This window comes from Paenibacillus sp. MER TA 81-3, from assembly GCF_023713585.1.
GTDB lineage: Bacteria > Bacillota > Bacilli > Paenibacillales > Paenibacillaceae > Paenibacillus_B > Paenibacillus_B profundus.
In genome coordinates, this window is record NZ_JAMAWB010000002.1 from 364,578 (window position 1) to 382,165 (window position 17,588).

The window sequence follows — 17,588 nt, forward strand, 5'->3', positions numbered from 1 at the left end:
TGAAAAAACAGATCAGCACAGGAGTAGATACGAATGGTACAACAAGTGGAAATGAAAACGAGGAATCGAACGAGAACCAATAAAGTACGAAACATGATTTTAAAAGTAATCGGAGCAATCATAATAGCCATCGCGCTTTTTCTAATCATTGTTTATATAGTTAATCTTATATGTAATCAATCGGAGTTAAGAAGATTAGAGCCCTATGGTCAGCATGTAGCTGTAGACGGGAAAAATATGAATGTTCTGATTCAAGGAGCAGGTGAAGAAACTGTGGTACTCCTACCTGGTCTTGGAACAGCGGCACCCGCACTGGACTTTAAACCGATAATCGAAGAGCTATCACCCTTCTACAAAGTCGTCGTCGTTGAGCCTTTTGGTTATGGATTAAGTGATCTAACCGAAAAGGAACGAACCACAGAGAATATTGTCCGTGAAATTCACGAAGCTTTACAGGGTCTTAACATTAAACGTTATATTCTAATGGGCCACTCCATTTCAGGCGTTTACGGACTCGAATATGTGAATAAATATGAAAACGAGGTAAGTGCATTTGTCGGGCTCGACAGCAGCGTTCCAACGCTAACGGAGAAGGTTGAATCTTCACAATTAGAAATGGCTAAACTGTTCAAAAAATCAGGTCTCTCCAGATTGTCCATAAAACTGGGGACAGACCCATTGGCTAAACTGCCCTATGATGATAAAACGAAAGAACAAATGAGAATACTTATGCACAAAAACATATTTAATTCCAACCTATTAAATGAAATTGAACATATGTATTCTAATTTTAAAGCAGCTGAAAGTGTAACATTCCCGAAAAATCCACCTATTATTTTCTTTATCCAAGCGAATCATCCTGTAACGGATCGATGGGTACCTGAGCATGAAGCACAATTAAAAAATTCTGTACATGGGAAAATGATGCTGTTTGAAGCAGATCATTACATCCATCGTACAAAAGCCAAAGAAATCGTAGAGAACTTTAGAGCATATATGGCAGAAATAAAATAAGTAATCTCATAATTATGTTCATACTCCGTTCATATTGCCGTCATGGGGAGGACATCTTCGTTGTATAAGCTATGTTTAATGGCTAATTTAAATTAGCCATTAAACCGATGAGGACAGGAGAAGATACGCGTGAAACAAAGGGAGGTAATGAAAATGAGGATGAACACGAGAACAGGGAGAAAACGAACTGCAATGGTCGCTTTAACCCTCGTGCTAACGATGCTTGCACCAATGTCTGCAATGGCTAGCAATAACAGCAGTCATCTTACTTTTGATGCGACAAAGAAAATAGTTGCTGAGAAAGCCAAGATACTAACAGAAACTTACGGTACTACGAGTCTGCAATATGCGCTCATTGATGATGGAGAGATTGTCATTTCAGGGCATGCTGGCAAAAACGACATAAAGGGAAATGTACCACTTACTTCCGATACGGTGTACGGCATAGGTTCTACGAGCAAAATGGTGCTCGCGGCTGCTGTTATGAAGCTTGTAGACGAGGGCAAGGTAGATTTAGATGTGCCCGTTGTAAAATATATACCCGACTTTAAGATGAAAGACAACCGTTACAATCAGATTACACCACGCATGCTGCTGAATCATTCCTCCGGTCTTCGTGGACACACGGGCCCAAATTCAACATTGTATGAGGATAATGATACCTATGCTCACGATACATTGTTGGAGGAATTGACAACTCAGGACTTAAAAGCGGCTCCAGGTGAATTCTCCGTATACAATAACATTGGTTTTTCGTTAGCTGAAATATTGGTAGAGAGAGTTAGCGGCATGGGCTTTACAGCATTTATACACAAGTATTTTACAGTGCCTCTAGAAATGAACAACACAAAAACACCGCAGGATCTTGTGGATTCAGCGAAACTGGCCGGGACCTATTCCCCTGCTTATGAGGGACAACTTCCACAAGAGAATTATAACATCATTGCAACAGGAGGCATTTACTCCACAGCTGAAGATATGGTTAAATTCTCACAGATCTTCACAGGAGAAGTCGAAGGTATTCTTTCTACCAAATCGGTAACAGCCATGGAACAAGAAGAGTATAAAAGAGGCATGTGGCCGGAAGAGGGCGATGCGTCTTTATCATACGGGTTAGGATGGGATAGTGTAAACTTGTTTCCATTCAACCAATATGGGATCAAGGCAATTACGAAAGGTGGAGATACAATCTCGTATCATTCCTCGCTAGTTGTGCTCCCGGAATACAACATGGCTGCGGCTGTTCTCTCTTCAGGTGGCTCTAGCGCAACAGATGAATTGATAGCAAATGAACTTCTGCTTAGCGCGCTGCAAGAGAAAGGTGATATTAAAGAACGGAAGCCGGAGAAGACGCATGGTGTACCTATAAAGGCGGATATGCCACAGGAATTATCCCAACATGCAGGTATTTATGGTGGAGGTTCAGGTGCGTTAATGAAGGTAGAAATGAATCCTGTGGGCGAATTGTCTGTATCCACGATTACGGCTCCGAACAATCCTGCCCAAAAGTATACGTATACGGCAGATGGTTCTTTTGTAAACGAGGAGGGCACGGAAAAGTATAAATTCGTCGTTGAGAAAAATGGACGCACCTACTTGTGGTCCCGCTTATATATATCCGTATCGGGCCTTGGACAGTTAGCTCTCTCAGAGTATAAAGCTGAGAAGCTTGAACCCAATGAATTAACTCAAGACATCACTGCCGCATGGAAAGAGCGTGAAAATAAAAAATATTATGTGTTAAGTGAGAAATACTCATCGACTACCTATTTCAACGGTGGGCCAATTCTACAATTTAATATGATTAAGGATGTACCTGGTTATTTGTTAAATAATAAGATCATTGATGCAAACAAAGCAGCCAATAAACTGCAAATCCCTACTATGGCTGGTCGAGATACGATGGAAATCAACTTCTTTAAGAAGAATGGAGTAGAATATTTTACGCTAGCAGGCAGCTTATTCGCTAGTGAGGAACTTGTAAAACCACTCTATTCAGGTAAACATTCCTCGACAACGATCCAAACGGATGGCCTTGCTAAATGGTATTCAGTTCCAGCTGCTGCCAAAGGAAAGGTCATGACGGTTAATATGCCTTCGAATGGCTCCTTTGCTGTATATGATCAAGCAGGTATTTGTATGAACCACACTGTGATCAGTGGCAAGAATCAGGTCTTATTACCGGAGAATGGTAGGATCGTATTTGCAGGAGAAGTTGACTCCATATTTGAGATTTCATTGAATAAATAAATACAGGCTTGTCGAAAAGGCTGTCTCTAAGGTCATTACTGACCTTATGTGGCAGTTCTTTTTTTGTGCGGCCTTAGAGCGTAACATCAAGATGATAAATCAAAGATTGAACTAACAATGAAAGCAACCTTACCCACGGCGAAATGGTTCGCGGTCTCTTCCACACTCGTTGCCAGGTTCGCACAGTAAACCGCAAGGGATTACAGCGAATCTACATCGATTTTGACATCGAAGTCCGCCGTTTTGCAAGTCTTTTATCTGCCTTATTGGCCGAGCAAACTGACAATGACCTTGTGGCCTCAGGATTTCCGAAGTATTAGTTGGAATTCATCGATTGCTAATATCTACCATAATACGGTGTTAATTTTGATTTCTCTGAGCAAACCCTTAAAAACATCTCTGAATTCGTTATCAATATAATTGAAGATTTAAATTAAAAGTGTACAGTTACGATAAAAGCTTATACGGTATAACGTATAAAGCCGGATATCGCCTCGAAAGGCCGCCTTGCCAGTTTCCTGCGGCGGCATGAGCGGACAAAGGGCTTCCGCAACGGAAACCCTTTGCTCCAGCCCGCATCACGGTGTCAATCGAATGCGATCCCGCGGGAAGGCGGAAGCTTCCCGCACATTGCCGAGGCCGAGCAGCCGCGAGGTCAGACGCTCCAGCCCGATGGCGAATCCGCCATGCGGCGGCATGCCGTACCGGAACACCTCCAGATAGCTGCCGAAATGATCCGGGTTCAGGCTCCGGCTCCGGATAGATTGGATCAGCTGCTCCAGCTCATGAATCCGTTGGCCTCCGGTTGTAATCTCCAGACCGCCCATCAGCAAGTCGAATGATGCCGTCAAGGTCGGTTCATCCGCCGCCGGCATGGCATAGAACGGACGAATCTCCCGCGGGTAGCGGGTAAGGAAGACGAAGCCCGGCTGCTTGTTCTCCCCGACGTATTGGCAGAGGAGACGTTCCCCTTCGGGATCGAGATCGCCTTTGGGCGAAAGCTTCCCGTATTTTCGTTCCAAAATACGATGCGCCTCGGCAACGGTCATACGCGGAATGTCCGTCGTCAGCACAAGAGGTTCGACTTCGAGCAGCTTGAATTCGTCTTCGCACTGGCGCGCGACGGTATCGAACATATGCTTCAACAGTTCTTGCTCCAGGTCCATCAACTCTTCCTCGGAACGAATAAATCCGATCTCCGCATCAAGCGAAATATACTCGTTCAAGTGACGGGACGTATTATGCTCTTCGGCACGGTAGACCGGTCCTATCTCGAAGACCCGCTCATACCCTGCGCCCACCATCATCTGCTTGTAGAACTGGGGAGACTGGGCGAGATAGGCCGTATGCTCAAAGTAATTGATCGGGAACAAATTGGAACCGCCCTCGGTACCAGAGGCAACGATTTTGGGCGTGAAAATTTGGGTGAATCCGTGTCGGGTCAAGTATGCCCGGAAAGCGCCCGCAAGCGCGGATTGAATCGTAAAAATCGAATGGGCCCTTCTATGCCTCAATGACAGCACGCGATGATCCAGCATCGTATCCAGTCTGACCTTCAATTGCTTCTTGTTCAGATCGAACGGAAGCGGGGACTCGGCCTGATTGAGCACTTCCACCCGAATCGCATGGATTTCGATGCCGTTCGGCGCCTTGTCCGCTTGGACGACCTCGCCATGGACGGCAACGACCGACTCCATCGTCAAGGCCAGGTCAAGCCACTCACCCTCCAGCACACATTGAACGATACCGCTGCGGTCGCGGACATCCGTGAACATCACCTGCCCCAGATGACGCACGCCGTGCACCCATCCTTGTATCGTTATTTGCTGTCCTTCGCAGCGGGAGACCGTGGAGCAAAGCACACGGACTTCGGGTTCCTTGTTAATAGACATCGTAACATCCTCCTTATTCGATTGTTCCGTGAGTTGAAGAAATTGTTGTCATCATCGTCGCCGTCGTCCATGCGATCACCCCCTTTCCCGAAATACAAAAAGACCCCGTCCCGGAAAGGGACGAGGTCTGATTCACGCGGTACCACCCTAATTATCGCACATGGCGATCACTCTTCCCCTATAACGGCGGGAGACCGTCCGCTCCTACTGGCATCAGCGTTCAGGCGGCACTCTCTGGTGTCGTTCACGTGACTGCAACCGCCATCCTTCCAGCCAAGGGATAGCTCTCTGTCGACTCCAGCTTCACACTACTTCTCCAGATCATCGCTTTGAATTTGTTACCCATCATATTACAACACCGATTCCGTTGTCAAATATTAGTTGCCGTCAGAAAGCGGCGTATAGGCAGATATAAGAAGGTATTAGGGATACCCGAAGTTATGCTACTGCCGATTTTCCAATAAAATGTTAACAATTGTTTCAAGCTGCAGCTCCAGAGAGTACGGATCTTCCATCACAAATTCATCGTCAAACTCACCGTACATATAAACCTGACCCTTTTGAACCGCCGGAATCCCTTTCCATATGGCACTGTTTAAAATCTGGTCCGCATCTTCTTTAGAATTTATATATACAAATACATGATCACCCAGATACTCAGGCAATACCTCCAGAGAGACATTCTCAAATCCTTCTGTCATATTTAAAGCTTTCTCTGTAGGCGGTAATTTCAGCATTTGATAGATCGTCGAACTGCCATAATTTCCACCCTTCACGGCCAACACATACAATGCTTTCGAACCTAGTTGAACGACAGACACCGTTTCTCCTGGTTTAATGATGCCTTCGATTTGTTGTCTGGCCTTATCAACTTTCTGTTCATATTCCGTGATCCACTGCTCCGCTGCCTCTTGCTTTCCGAATATTTCGCTGATTCTTTTGAATTTTTCGATCGGACCTGTAGTAGATAAGCCTTCCCAGTACGGCAGAAAAACGGTAGTCCCAATTTTTTTATATTGTTCAATACTATCTTCTATTGAACCGATAATTAAATCAGGCTCCAAGTAAGCCAATTTCTCTGGATTCATCGGAAATCCGCCCAGATCTTCAATTTTGGACAGCATATCTTTGGAAATACCTGCTTTCTCAATCCAAGCTTCTTTCAACATCCCTTCTCTCACACCTACAGGAATAATCCCCAACTTCAACAGTTGTCCCATATATTGGTCTGATGCCACACGCTGTGGCTCTGCTGGAATTTCCACGTCGCCCTTCATAGTGGATACGATTCTCGTCTTTGCTTGCGGCGCTGCTTCCTGTCCTCCGTTGGAATTGCCGGAATTCGCTTGAACTTCTGCGTTTTTAGCCGGCGCTTGCGAACCTCCGTTTGTATTCGGCGCACTTGAACATGCCCCTAGCAGCAACGACAGACACAAAAATACTGTCATCGCGGTTAACTTCACACTTCTGTACATGGATATATCCACTTCCCCTTTATAGTGATAATGATTTTCAATGTCATTATCACTATAAAGCTTCACCTTGTTAGGGAGAATAGCAAATCTTTGTCTGAATAAGGGCAAATCTTCACCTTGGTCCCTGTACTTCCATTCCGTTTTGAATCGGGCGGGTGATACGCCCTTGTACCTTTTGAAGCTGCGGCTTAACGAGTGTCCATCAGGATACCCCACGCTCTCGGCTATTTCCTGCAATGTTGCATCGGTCTGCAGCAGCAGCTTTATCGCGTTGTTAACGCGAACCTCACCCAGATAATGTATCGGACTGGTGTTCATTTTTTCTTTGAACAACTTGGACATGTAACCGGCGCTGCACTCCAAATCATTAGCTAAGGACTCCAGTGTAATGGGTTCACTGTAACGCTCGCGAATATAGCGAATGACCTGCGTTGCCAGATCAGGCTTGAACGGTTCGATCCCCTGAACATGCAGTTGCCGCATGAGCTCATATACGAATTGATAGAACAACGATTTGACATGCAATTTTTCCAACCCGTTTGATTGCTGCCATTCGTTGTTCATCTGATCGATTTTATCAAAGAGGGAGAGCGGATAACATGGCGCAAAAGCGTATTGATATTGAAATGGATTGTTTTTTTTCATTATCTCTAAAGTTTCCTGACGGTAAGGTAATGGGACTGTAGCCTTGTACAAAATCATATAGTACTCAAAGCTTTCCTCGACCGCAATATCGAGGAACATTCCCTTTCCCCCATGGAGGACATGAAATCGTTTTGCCATATGTGCATTCCTATCCAGCCACACCCGGGCGCTGCCGCGCACTGCGTATAAGAAAGCACTTGCTGGCAATCGATAGGATTGCAACACTTCTCCCTGCTCCATGATCGTATGACGCACATCCATTACTTTGATGGAAGCATAATTCCACAGCAATATATGATCACTCAGTCTCATCGAGTTATTCCACTCCTTCGGACCTAAAACATTCTCATTCATGATTTTAGCAGAAACCATCACGAATGATAATCATTCTCATAATAAATTTTCTTCTCTGTTGACGATATTGTTGTTGAAGGCTCATTCCATCAATCGCTGGCAAGACTCTTTCTGTCGAAAAATAAAAGCGTGCCCCCCGTTAGCGCAAAAGGCTGCCACGTTCGGCAGCCTGCTATAACATATGGAACGCTCTTCTCCGTTACCGTGCCTTTTCTAAAACTCGGATAGATGGCAAGTTCCTTGGCATGACCCCAGCTTGAACACGATGCAAACCGATCTCGTTAAATGCATGTTTCACACATAATGAAACGGCCATCGTTGCATAGCCTTGGCCGTCACACCTTTCTTGTATTTTACCTCCCCTTTGCCTTATCCCCACGAAGGATCATACATGTGCTTGTTGCATAGGCAACGAGTACTTGATTTTCGTCATATACACTGCAATCAATCAATCCGACGGTATTTCCCTTTTTCATCACCTTCGCATCCGCCGTGATTTTACCGTTCCAGATTGGTTTTAGAAAATTAATTTTCAATTCAATCGTCGTAAAGCTTTCCTCTAATTGAAGTGTCGTCCCAAAGGCCACACCCATAGCAATATCCGCAAGTGTGCTTGTTATCCCTCCGTTTAGCGTTCCTTGGGGATTAGAATGGCTCTGGGTCGCCTCCATCTCAAATATGACTTGACCGGGGGCAATTTCTACAGGTTTTATTCCCATTAATTGTTCCACAGGCGAAGCCTGAATTTCACCCGTCATTGCTTTTCGATAACGTTCTAAAGGCTCGTTCATTAGGCACTATCCCCTTTCCGGATGTAAATAGGCTAGAAAAAATGGTTCGCGTCATCACTTTCTTCACAATATTCCGAAAAATAAGATTTGGCTGAAGATTAGGATCGAGCGATACTTTGGAGATTTGATAAGTAGCCTGCACCGGATGTACTTCGAAGAGGTAGTAGCTATGTAATATCCTTACTTATCCTTCACATATACTTGATCATGCCGACTGGCCATCTCATGGGCACGAACGAAGGCGATCAAGTACGACGAGAACTTTCATAACACCAGTGTGAAGCACACCTTTCTAAAACGTCCTTTCGGGAATCGCAAACTGGTGTTCAGGAACGCCGGAGCAATGGTCTCATTGCTCCGCTATTTTTTCTTCGATCATGACTCTTTACTTTTATTTATGAAATCTGTTGTTTGATCAGAAGCTTTGCAGCGCTGCGAAAATTGTCAGGGTTATATGAATCCCGCTCCAAGTATGCCGACATGAGAGCGCCATTGAATAACATCATGAATTGAGCGGAAAGCGTTTCGGGCTCTCTCGCTCCGGCCCGCTCGGCGATTAGCAACAGATTATGGCGCATCTCCCTATGGTACATAACTACCGGTTCATGGCTAGGGTGGCTAATATCAGGAAACTCTACAGCCGCATTCAAAAAAGGACATCCGCGGTAACCCGGTTTTTCCATTCTGGCGCCCAGACATTCCACCAAGTAATGAAGCTGTTCAACGGGAGCTTCGGGATACCGTTCCTCCGCCTCGACGAACGGTTTCATAAACAGATGGTAAAACTGCTCCAAATATGCCACGACCAGGTCGTCTTTAGTTGCGAAATTTCGGTAGAAGCTTGCTTTTGCCACTCCGGATTCTTCTATAATCCGATCGATTCCGACAGCTCTCACGCCCTCACGGTAAAATAAATCAGTCGCCGCTCGCAAAATTCGCTCTTTTGCGGTTTCTTTTTTTTTCATGGTAGTCACCTCGTTCGAATCCTCTCTCATAAAACCATTGACACGGTACAGATCTGTCTGTAAGATATTGCTGTGAATGATACAGACCTGTCTCACTCAATACTACGTTAAAGCCTGCCTTCTGTCAATGTATCTCCATTGACAGAAAATTTTTGGGAGCAAAGGAGCCTTCCCCTTGTCCACTTTATGGGTATTGCCTATCTGATTTCAATCACAATTAAATGATCAATTTTACCGAATATCATGAAGCCTTGCCTTAGAATTATACAGATCCGGAGATCTTGAAAAGTTAGCTCCCTATCCAATGAAATTGCGTCAAATTGAATGCCCCGCAACCGTTTCATTGCCGAGCATTTTGCAGAACTTTACGTCTAATTAAAAACATACAGTGAAAGCGAGTGAACGATATGAAAGACGAAAACGAAGTAAAACAAGTGGATGTATTGATCATTGGCTCTGGTCCGGGAGGCTACACAGCTGCGAAACGTGCTGCGGATGGAGGACTGCATGTTGCCATTGTTGAACGTGATCGGATCGGGGGCGTTTGCACCAATGTGGGGTGTATTCCGTCAAAGGCTTTCATTGCCGAAGCGCATCGCTTTGAAATAAGAGCCGAATCAAACGTTGACTTCGCAACAGTTCAATCCTTTAAACAGGCTATCGTTGATAAACAGTCAAACGGTGTGGGTTTCCTATTAAAAAGCAAATACATTTTTACATTTCATGGCGAAGCAAGCTTTATTAACGATCATGAAGTGCTGGTTCATGGCACTGAATCGAATACACGTATCCGGTATCAACATTGTATTATTGCTACCGGTTCTCGGCCCATCGAATTGAAAGCTTTTCCTTTCGGAGGAAGAATTCTTTCTTCTACGGATGCGCTAGAGCTCAATCAGGTGCCTGAGAGCCTCATTGTTATTGGTGGGGGATATATCGGGATTGAGCTTGGTCAAACGTATGCGAAATTCGGATCCAAAGTGACGATATTGGAGGGCTCAAACCAGATTCTCCCTGGGTTCGAACCGGATTTGATCCGTCCGGTTGTTCGGAAGCTGCAAGAAAAGAACGTCGATATCATTACTGGGGCATTGGCTGATCGAGCGGAACAAAGTCAAGATCAGGTTATCGTTCACTATAAGGAAAACGGGAACGCACGTCAGATCGAGGCCCAATACGTACTGGTAACAGTTGGGCGCCTCCCGAATACGGATGGAAATTTAGGACTTGAACGCATAGGTATTGAACGGACCGAAAAAGGGCTTGTCCGGGTAGATGAACAATGCCGGACAAATATTCCCCATATCTATGCTATCGGAGATGTTATAGCTGGCCCCGCGCTGGCCCATAAAGCATCCTATGAAGCTAAGGTAGTGGCAGAGGTGCTATTGAATCGCCGCGCGAAGGTAGATTATAAGGTAATCCCGCTTGTCGTCTTTTCCGATCCGGAAGTTGCCAGCGTCGGTCTTAGTGAAACTGAAGCGAAAACACAGGCAATAGAGGTTGTTACCGGAAGATCCGCGTTCTCGATCAATGGAAAAGCTTTGGCGCTGCAGGCCGGTGAGGGATACGTGAAGATTGTGGCGGAGAAAGAAACGGAGCGTATCCTCGGTGCTCAAATCGTGGGTGCGGAAGCATCCAATTTAATTGCCGAACTGACTCTGGCCATTGAGATGGGTGCCACTCTGGAAGACATAGCGCTGACGATTCACGCACACCCGACGTTAGGAGAAATCGTCATGGAAGCTGCCGAGGCGGCAATTGCAAAAAATCGCGCAAAGACATCATGATTCCAACGGTCAATTCGTATACGATGGCACAGCGGTTGCCGAATGCGCAGCTCATTATTATCCGGATTCCGGTCACGGGTTCCCAGTGAACTTCCTACAGCCTTTGTCTGCGACTGTGACGAGACGGCCTATCATTTAATGGCCTTCCTAAAGAAACATAACATTTCTGTCCCAAATGATATATCTATCGTGGGTTTTGATAACTACGTCTATGCAACGCTAACTGAGCCTAACCTAACTACAATTGAGGTTAATATTAAACAGATGGCCAAAGAAACGATAAGCGTTATTCAGTAGAAGATTCAAAACCCAGATTATAGTATCGGCATTAAAGTCGTAACTGGGAAGCTGATAATCCGAGACTCCGTTAAAGTATTATCATCGAAACTAGTGAATTGGACAAAAAAACGAGTGATGAAGAAGGCTGCATCCACGGCGAAATGGTTCGTAGCCTTTCCACACTCGTTGTCAGATTGGTTCGCTCAGCGAATCTGCGTTACTTGCCAGGGGGATGACCATCTTCCCCATTTTGATCAATTTGATTTCGACAGAAGGTAGAGGAAATAAGGAGTGACGAAGATCGTAATAATGACTCCCGTTGGAATATCCGCGCCCACACTGACCGTACGGGTGAAGGTGTCTGCCACCAAGATAACTAGCGCGCCTATCAGCGCGGCAGTGGGTATCATGAACTTGTGATTGGGGCCTACCAACCTGCGGGCCATGTGAGGACCAATCAATCCCACGAAGAAAAAGTTGCCGCCAAGCGCCACGCTGCCAGATGATAAAGCGACTGCCGCCAACGCCAGACCGATGAACTCCCGTTTGAGCGCGACGCCAAGGCCGGTTGCTGTCTGATTACCAAGGTTTAAAGCGTTCAGCGTATTCGATTTATATAGAACATAAAAACCGAGAACGATCACCCAGGGGAACAACACCATAATATATTTCCAGTCGTCCCCCCATAAATTTCCGATCTGCCAGCGTAGGGCAAAATCATACTGTTTCTGATCGAGACCGAGCGTAATCACCAGCGACAATGCGCCGTATCCGCTCCCCATGGCCACGCCTGTTAAGATCAAACCTGTAGGCGAAAGCTCCCTTCCTTTTCTGTAGGCAAGCGCAAAAATCAGCATCGCTGCGGTGATTCCGCCAACAAAGGCCAGCAGCGGCAACAACAGCGGCGATAAGAGCCCATTCGCCGCAAAAACAGTAATATACAGGAGTACAAACAAACCGGAGCCCGAGCTGATTCCCAATGTCCCCGGACTGGCCAAATCATTTTTGAGCAGGCCTTGCATCACACAGCCCGAGATGGACATGCCCATTCCCACTAAAATTGCCAGTGCGATACGTGGCAGACGAAGGTCAAATACGATCAGATTTTGCTTCTCTGTCCCCTGTCCGATGATCACTTGCAGCACCTCGATCGGGGACAAATTTAATCTTCCCACATTCATGCTAATCACCGCCACGATGAACACCAGCACAGATAAAAGCAAAATAACTCCAATCGGCCTTACCAATGCGGAACGCTTACTAACGGGTTGAGTCAACTAAACTCCCTCCTTTGTTTGCGCACGAGATAGAGGAAGTATGGAACTCCGACCAACGCAAAGATAATTCCCAGCGGCGTCTCGTGAGGGCGGCCGATCATCCTGCCGAGCAAATCTGCGCCTACCGTAAACACAGCGCCATACAAAGCCGATGCCGGTATGATAAACCGATAGTCCACACCAATTATAAATCGCACGATATGCGGAATAATCAGCCCGACAAAACCGATAGGACCCACAATAATAACGGAAAGGCCCGTCAATATCAACACAATCACCGTGGAAGAGCCTTTAATCAAATTGACGCGGAGTCCAAGCCCCCCCGCAAGCTCCTCCCCGAAGTTAAGAATCGTTATAGATGGGGAGAGAGTGATCGCCCATATCACCCCCATCACGAACAACGGTGAAACATAAGCCAGCTGCATCCATTCGACGTTGGCTGTCCCCCCGGCCGTCCAATAGGCCAAATCCTGACCAATCTCGTATTTGATGGCGATATACGAGCTGAAAGAGCCAAACAGCATCGAGATCGACATTCCCGCCAGCACCAGACGTTGCGGAGTCATTCCCCGCTTACCGACGGATGCCAAATAGTAAGTGATTGCCGTAGTGATGGCCGCGCCCATACAGGAATAGATCATCGTTTCCACATAAGTGCGCCCGGGCAAAAAGGCCATGCACAGCGCAATCGCAAATGTAGAGCCCGAACTGATGCCGAGCAGTCCGGAATCGGCCAATGGATTGCGGGTAGTTCCCTGCATGACTGCTCCACATACAGCCAAGCTGCAGCCAACCATAATATCCGCTACCGTGCGTGGAAGCCGAAAAATACGTATAATATGATGTTCCGTAACCCCCGGATCGAAATTGAATACGGCTCCCCATGCCAATTCAAGGCTCATGTCCGCAGCGCCGAATGAAATCGATGCTGCGGTTGCAAGAACCAGCAGAACGATACCTGCCAACATGAATAAGCTGAACTTCAGCCTTCCCTTGTAGCTCTTGTTTGCATCCATTAACATATTGACACCCTTAGCTCATCCGTCATATTCTTAATTATTTCTTTTCTAGTTCCAGCAACCGATCCACGATATAATCCAACTGCGCTGTCATGCTGGCAACATCGGAATAATAGAACAAGCCGCCATATTCTGCTGGAATTTCTATGATATTTCCACTCTTGACAACTGGAATACTATCCCAGATTACCGTATTCGCATATTCGGACTCATATCCCTCCTTCAGAAACCAGAGAACGTAGTCCCCAAAATATTGGGAGGCCACTTCATAGGACAGGGAATCGCGCCCTTTCCCTGACTTCTTGACCAATTGCTCCAGCTTTTCCGGCTTACTCAGCCCAAGATATTCATAGAGCAACGTGCCTCCCCGTGAGCCCGTCTCATACATAACCCCGTATGATTCTCGACCCCAATCCTGGAGAATACTGAAGGTTTTGTCTTTAAAAATGCCACTGCTCAGTTTTTCCTTCGCCTTTTTTAGCTTCTCCTCGTAGATGGCAATCGCTTCTTTGGCCTCTGCCTCATGACCAGTTGCTTCGCCGAGGAAGGATAACCGCTCGGTTGAGCTTACGTCCCCTTCAGGGACCACAATAACCGGCGCCAGCTTGGAGAAATTCTCGAAATCCTTAGGATCGTAAGTAATGATCAAGTCGGGTTCGTATCTCAATATTTCTTCGGATTCCCATTTTTCAGTGTTCGGGATCCCCTCAAACTGTTTGTAAAAAGGCATCGCTTTATCAGCACGAGCGTTTACCGCCACAGGCTTGATACCAAGCGCAAATACATCCCCGGCATACCAGTTGACAATGACACGCTGAGGATTAGCAGGCACTTCCACTTCCCCCATTACCGTCGATACTTTTCGGGTGCCGGACTTTTCCTCTGTCTGCTCTGCCTTCTCTTTCTCTGCTCCAACTGCCGCAGTGACAGACGATTCAGCAGGCGTCCCGGCTTGCTTATCTTCACCGCTAGATAAAGCCGTGTTGTTGTTTGTATTGCCGCAACCAGCCAGAACCATCATCACGACAACCAGCGCACATACGATAATGCCCGCTTGCTTCTTCATTTTGCTTACCATCTTCTCTTCTCCTTCTTAAGTAGAATAAATGCCTAAGCATGCTTGTCCTATGAAGCCATGCAACACTATATTACTGATAATGATTATTATTATCAACAAGAGTAGCTTATCAACTTGCCTATATTTTGTCAATCCGTTCTTTTTGTTTTGTTGTTCTTCTGTGATAGTGTTACCGTGATTAGGTTTTGCAGATTTGCACAGATTTCGCAATTAAAAAAAGCAGCGCACAAGGTGGGCTGCTTCAATATTTCATATCATTTCCTATTCGTTTAAATAGATTGTCGTCCGGTTCTGGATCAGCTTCGCTACTTCCTCCGCAGACTTTTGTCCGCTGAAGAATGAGCTCGACTCTTCTCCTACCATGGCAATTACTTTACCGTCCAGCATCGCAAACTGATACGGCGTACGAAGGCAATAAACTTCCAAGCTTCCTCTTCTCAATAATGTCCCCATCGCCTATGAACACTCGCAGGAAGAACCCGGAAGGCATGGCATACATACCGCCATTCAACTTGAATGCTTCCAAAGCATTCATTTGCAAATCGCTCTTATTCAACAGGGGGGCTTGTTCCAAATAATCGTCCATGTTCAGGAGAAGCTGTTTGCTCACGTATTCGCCGATAGGCAAGCTGCCCACGCCTCCTGAAATACATCTGACGACCGAGGTTTGCGCTAGCGATCCGATACATTAATACGTTGTTATACGTAGTTGCTAACCTTCATCCAGATTACTATAAATCCTCAGTGTTAATTTCATTATATTTATTTATCTCCTGATTTGTTTTCATTCCAATTAATATATTATTACACAAGCCTAAAGAAAGCCTTAAACGTTGGCGGGCTACGTATGCTGCACACGGCGAAGCAGGTCTTCTTGAGGAGCTGCGCACACGAATAGAGGCGTATGTGCACTTCTACATTACCAAGCGTTATCAATGGACATTGAAAAAATGACCCCTGACGAATTCCAGGAGCCATCTTCTAACTGCATAGAGTATTCTTTTTAAACTGTCCACATTACACTTAAAAATTCTTGATTATAAGCTCTAATGAATCAGGTCTCGAGTTAAACCATTTAACTCATTACAGATGACTTCCACCAGTTACGTCCATATTATGACCAGTAATAAAACTCGCTTTGTCACTCGCTACAAACGAAACAACATTTGCAATTTCTTCTGGTTGACCCTCTCTTTTTAAAGCACTCATATTCTTTGCATTTTCTTGACCTTCTTCAGTATGCAGCCAGTTAGCAGTTGAATCCGTATCAATGATTCCAGGCATTACGGAATTGATTGTAATTCCTTTTTCACCCAATTCCTTTGCCAGTGTAAATGTCATTGTATTCATTGCGCCTTTTGTCATACTGTATACCATCATATGAGGAAATGCGATACGTGTCACACCTGATGATAGGTTTATTATCCTGCCATTGGATTCTAAAAGTCCGATTAGAGATTGTGTAATAAAATATGGTGCTTTAACATTTGCATTGAATAGCCGATCGAACTCATCATAGTCCACTTCTCCAAATCCATTTGATGTAGCATGTCCAGCATTATGAACGATTGTATGCAGTGATACATTATGATCTTGGATTATCAATTTTTTAGTTTTCTCAATAAATTCTTTAATTCCTTCACTGGAATTGAAGTCACCCTGAATTAACTGTGCTTGTCTGCCAATTGATTCAATTTCCTCTTTGACCTGATTGGCTTTTTCAATATTTTGATTATAATGTAATAATAAATTGAACCCATCATTTGCAAGTTGGATTGCGATTGCCTTTCCTATCCCTCTAGAAGCTCCTGTTACCAATGCGTAATTATTGTTCTTCATGTGTTAACCCCTCCTTTAAAGAGAGTCTAAAGGTTAACCTAAGGGTAAGGTCAACTACTTAACACTTAGAAGGAAAAATAAAATCCGAAAGGCGCTTGGAGGAATACAGATAATCATCCGGGGTTAATATACGTTCATAAATATATGGTTCGGATAATTTTAATTCGTTATTTTTCATTATTTCATTTATCTTTAATACCGACTCTTCTTGATAAGGATCAATTTCACAGAAAAACTTTTGCATTTGAAAACCAAAATATCTTGTCACTCCCGATTGATTCAATTCCTGGTTTTCTAATGGCAGTGCGATACTAACAGGGTGAATTTTATTATCTGTCATTTTATATTTGATGATTTTTTCATTTTTTTTAACATTAAGTTCATTAATCAATTCCTCTGAATTATTCAGCGCTACACATATATTTTCATTGGGTAATAATTCATATTCATATACGATCAATGATTCTAGATACTCTACATTGACTTCATTATTTAAAATCGCAATCGGAAGATTCAGCTCTTTCAATTTATTTATTGCTTGATTTGCCTCTTTTATCTTATTCATTTCCAGTTGAAGTTTTTCTTCTATCAAGTTATTTATTTCATCATCTGATAACTTTCTATGAATGATTTTACTGATGTCATTTAAGGTGAATCCTGCTTGTTTCAACAAATTTATTCGTTTAGCAGTTAGCAACTGATTCTTATCATAATATCGATAATCATTATCTGGATGAATAAACACAGGGGTCAAAATATTATGTTCATCATAAATATACAAAGCTTTTCGTGATAAGCCAGTTAACTTGCTAAACTCTTTTATCAGAAGCAAATTATTAGAGAGCGTAAAATATTTTGTGTAAATAGTTAACATAACAAAGGAAGACCCTTTCTTGTAGAATTAAGTTACCACACTACAA

Annotated in this window: 13 protein-coding genes, 2 pseudogenes and 1 other annotated feature; of the genes and pseudogenes, 4 read left to right on the plus strand and 11 right to left on the minus strand. The window is 44.6% G+C overall.

What is annotated here, in order from left to right:
* Window positions 1-33 precede the first annotated feature (33 nt).
* Window positions 34-1,014, plus strand: coding sequence for an alpha/beta fold hydrolase (locus M3650_RS04050; RefSeq protein ID WP_251572566.1), 981 nt, complete (start codon window positions 34-36; stop codon window positions 1,012-1,014).
* Between the two features lie 159 nt (window positions 1,015-1,173).
* Window positions 1,174-3,264 (plus strand): serine hydrolase domain-containing protein, encoded by a 2,091-nt coding sequence (locus M3650_RS04055; protein WP_251572766.1) that lies wholly within the window; start codon window positions 1,174-1,176, stop codon window positions 3,262-3,264.
* Window positions 3,265-3,842: 578 nt separating this feature from the next.
* On the opposite strand, the gene aspS is transcribed toward M3650_RS04055, so the two are convergent.
* From aspS to M3650_RS04080, 5 genes and pseudogenes are all read right to left on the minus strand, one after another.
* Window positions 3,843-5,156, minus strand: a complete 1,314-nt coding sequence (aspS, locus tag M3650_RS04060) for an aspartate--tRNA(Asn) ligase (RefSeq protein WP_251572568.1) — start codon at window positions 5,154-5,156, stop codon at window positions 3,843-3,845.
* A gap of 113 nt (window positions 5,157-5,269) precedes the next feature.
* Window positions 5,270-5,490, minus strand: a binding site (T-box leader).
* Between the two features lie 109 nt (window positions 5,491-5,599).
* The gene (locus M3650_RS04065) at window positions 5,600-7,630 is read right to left on the minus strand and encodes an AraC family transcriptional regulator (RefSeq protein ID WP_251572570.1); all 2,031 of its coding nucleotides are present in this window, start codon (window positions 7,628-7,630) and stop codon (window positions 5,600-5,602) included.
* A 205-nt stretch (window positions 7,631-7,835) separates the two neighbouring features.
* Window positions 7,836-7,967 (minus strand): annotated as a pseudogene (locus M3650_RS04070) (GNAT family N-acetyltransferase); the annotation flags it as partial.
* 16 nt (window positions 7,968-7,983) lie between these two features.
* On the minus strand, window positions 7,984-8,421 hold the full coding sequence (locus tag M3650_RS04075) for a PaaI family thioesterase (protein ID WP_251572572.1): 438 nt from the start codon (window positions 8,419-8,421) through the stop codon (window positions 7,984-7,986).
* Between the two features lie 395 nt (window positions 8,422-8,816).
* Window positions 8,817-9,386 (minus strand): TetR/AcrR family transcriptional regulator, encoded by a 570-nt coding sequence (locus tag M3650_RS04080; protein WP_251572575.1) that lies wholly within the window; start codon window positions 9,384-9,386, stop codon window positions 8,817-8,819.
* A gap of 407 nt (window positions 9,387-9,793) precedes the next feature.
* Between M3650_RS04080 and lpdA the strand changes: the two genes are divergently transcribed.
* Window positions 9,794-11,176: a dihydrolipoyl dehydrogenase gene (lpdA, locus tag M3650_RS04085; protein ID WP_251572577.1), complete on the plus strand. Its 1,383-nt coding sequence runs from the start codon at window positions 9,794-9,796 to the stop codon at window positions 11,174-11,176.
* A 120-nt stretch (window positions 11,177-11,296) separates the two neighbouring features.
* Window positions 11,297-11,473 (plus strand): annotated as a pseudogene (locus M3650_RS32490) (substrate-binding domain-containing protein); the annotation flags it as partial.
* A 236-nt stretch (window positions 11,474-11,709) separates the two neighbouring features.
* Here the strand turns inward: M3650_RS32490 and M3650_RS04090 are convergent.
* From M3650_RS04090 to M3650_RS04115, 6 genes are all read right to left on the minus strand, one after another.
* A complete protein-coding gene (locus tag M3650_RS04090) occupies window positions 11,710-12,732 on the minus strand; it encodes a FecCD family ABC transporter permease (RefSeq protein ID WP_251572579.1) in 1,023 nt (340 codons plus the stop codon).
* The gene (locus tag M3650_RS04095) at window positions 12,729-13,748 is read right to left on the minus strand and encodes a FecCD family ABC transporter permease (RefSeq protein WP_251572581.1); all 1,020 of its coding nucleotides are present in this window, start codon (window positions 13,746-13,748) and stop codon (window positions 12,729-12,731) included. The genes M3650_RS04090 and M3650_RS04095 overlap by 4 nt, the downstream gene beginning before the upstream one ends.
* Before the next feature lie 40 nt (window positions 13,749-13,788).
* Window positions 13,789-14,829 (minus strand): ABC transporter substrate-binding protein, encoded by a 1,041-nt coding sequence (locus M3650_RS04100; protein WP_251572583.1) that lies wholly within the window; start codon window positions 14,827-14,829, stop codon window positions 13,789-13,791.
* Window positions 14,830-15,202: 373 nt separating this feature from the next.
* Window positions 15,203-15,457: a hypothetical protein gene (locus tag M3650_RS04105; protein WP_251572585.1), complete on the minus strand. Its 255-nt coding sequence runs from the start codon at window positions 15,455-15,457 to the stop codon at window positions 15,203-15,205.
* Between the two features lie 455 nt (window positions 15,458-15,912).
* Window positions 15,913-16,668, minus strand: coding sequence for an SDR family NAD(P)-dependent oxidoreductase (locus M3650_RS04110; RefSeq protein ID WP_251572587.1), 756 nt, complete (start codon window positions 16,666-16,668; stop codon window positions 15,913-15,915).
* 58 nt (window positions 16,669-16,726) lie between these two features.
* Window positions 16,727-17,542, minus strand: coding sequence for a MerR family transcriptional regulator (locus M3650_RS04115; protein ID WP_251572589.1), 816 nt, complete (start codon window positions 17,540-17,542; stop codon window positions 16,727-16,729).
* Window positions 17,543-17,588: the final 46 nt, after the last annotated feature.

Coding starts and splice junctions, on each gene's coding strand:
- M3650_RS04050 (WP_251572566.1), top strand. CDS start 34: ATGGTACAACAAGTGGAAATGAAAACGAGGAATCGAACGAGAACCAAT.
- M3650_RS04055 (WP_251572766.1), top strand. CDS start 1,174: ATGAACACGAGAACAGGGAGAAAACGAACTGCAATGGTCGCTTTAACC.
- aspS (WP_251572568.1), bottom strand. CDS start 5,156: ATGTCTATTAACAAGGAACCCGAAGTCCGTGTGCTTTGCTCCACGGTC.
- M3650_RS04065 (WP_251572570.1), bottom strand. CDS start 7,630: ATGAATGAGAATGTTTTAGGTCCGAAGGAGTGGAATAACTCGATGAGA.
- M3650_RS04075 (WP_251572572.1), bottom strand. CDS start 8,421: ATGAACGAGCCTTTAGAACGTTATCGAAAAGCAATGACGGGTGAAATT.
- M3650_RS04080 (WP_251572575.1), bottom strand. CDS start 9,386: ATGAAAAAAAAAGAAACCGCAAAAGAGCGAATTTTGCGAGCGGCGACT.
- lpdA (WP_251572577.1), top strand. CDS start 9,794: ATGAAAGACGAAAACGAAGTAAAACAAGTGGATGTATTGATCATTGGC.
- M3650_RS04095 (WP_251572581.1), bottom strand. CDS start 13,748: ATGGATGCAAACAAGAGCTACAAGGGAAGGCTGAAGTTCAGCTTATTC.
- M3650_RS04100 (WP_251572583.1), bottom strand. CDS start 14,829: ATGGTAAGCAAAATGAAGAAGCAAGCGGGCATTATCGTATGTGCGCTG.
- M3650_RS04110 (WP_251572587.1), bottom strand. CDS start 16,668: ATGAAGAACAATAATTACGCATTGGTAACAGGAGCTTCTAGAGGGATA.
- M3650_RS04115 (WP_251572589.1), bottom strand. CDS start 17,542: ATGTTAACTATTTACACAAAATATTTTACGCTCTCTAATAATTTGCTT.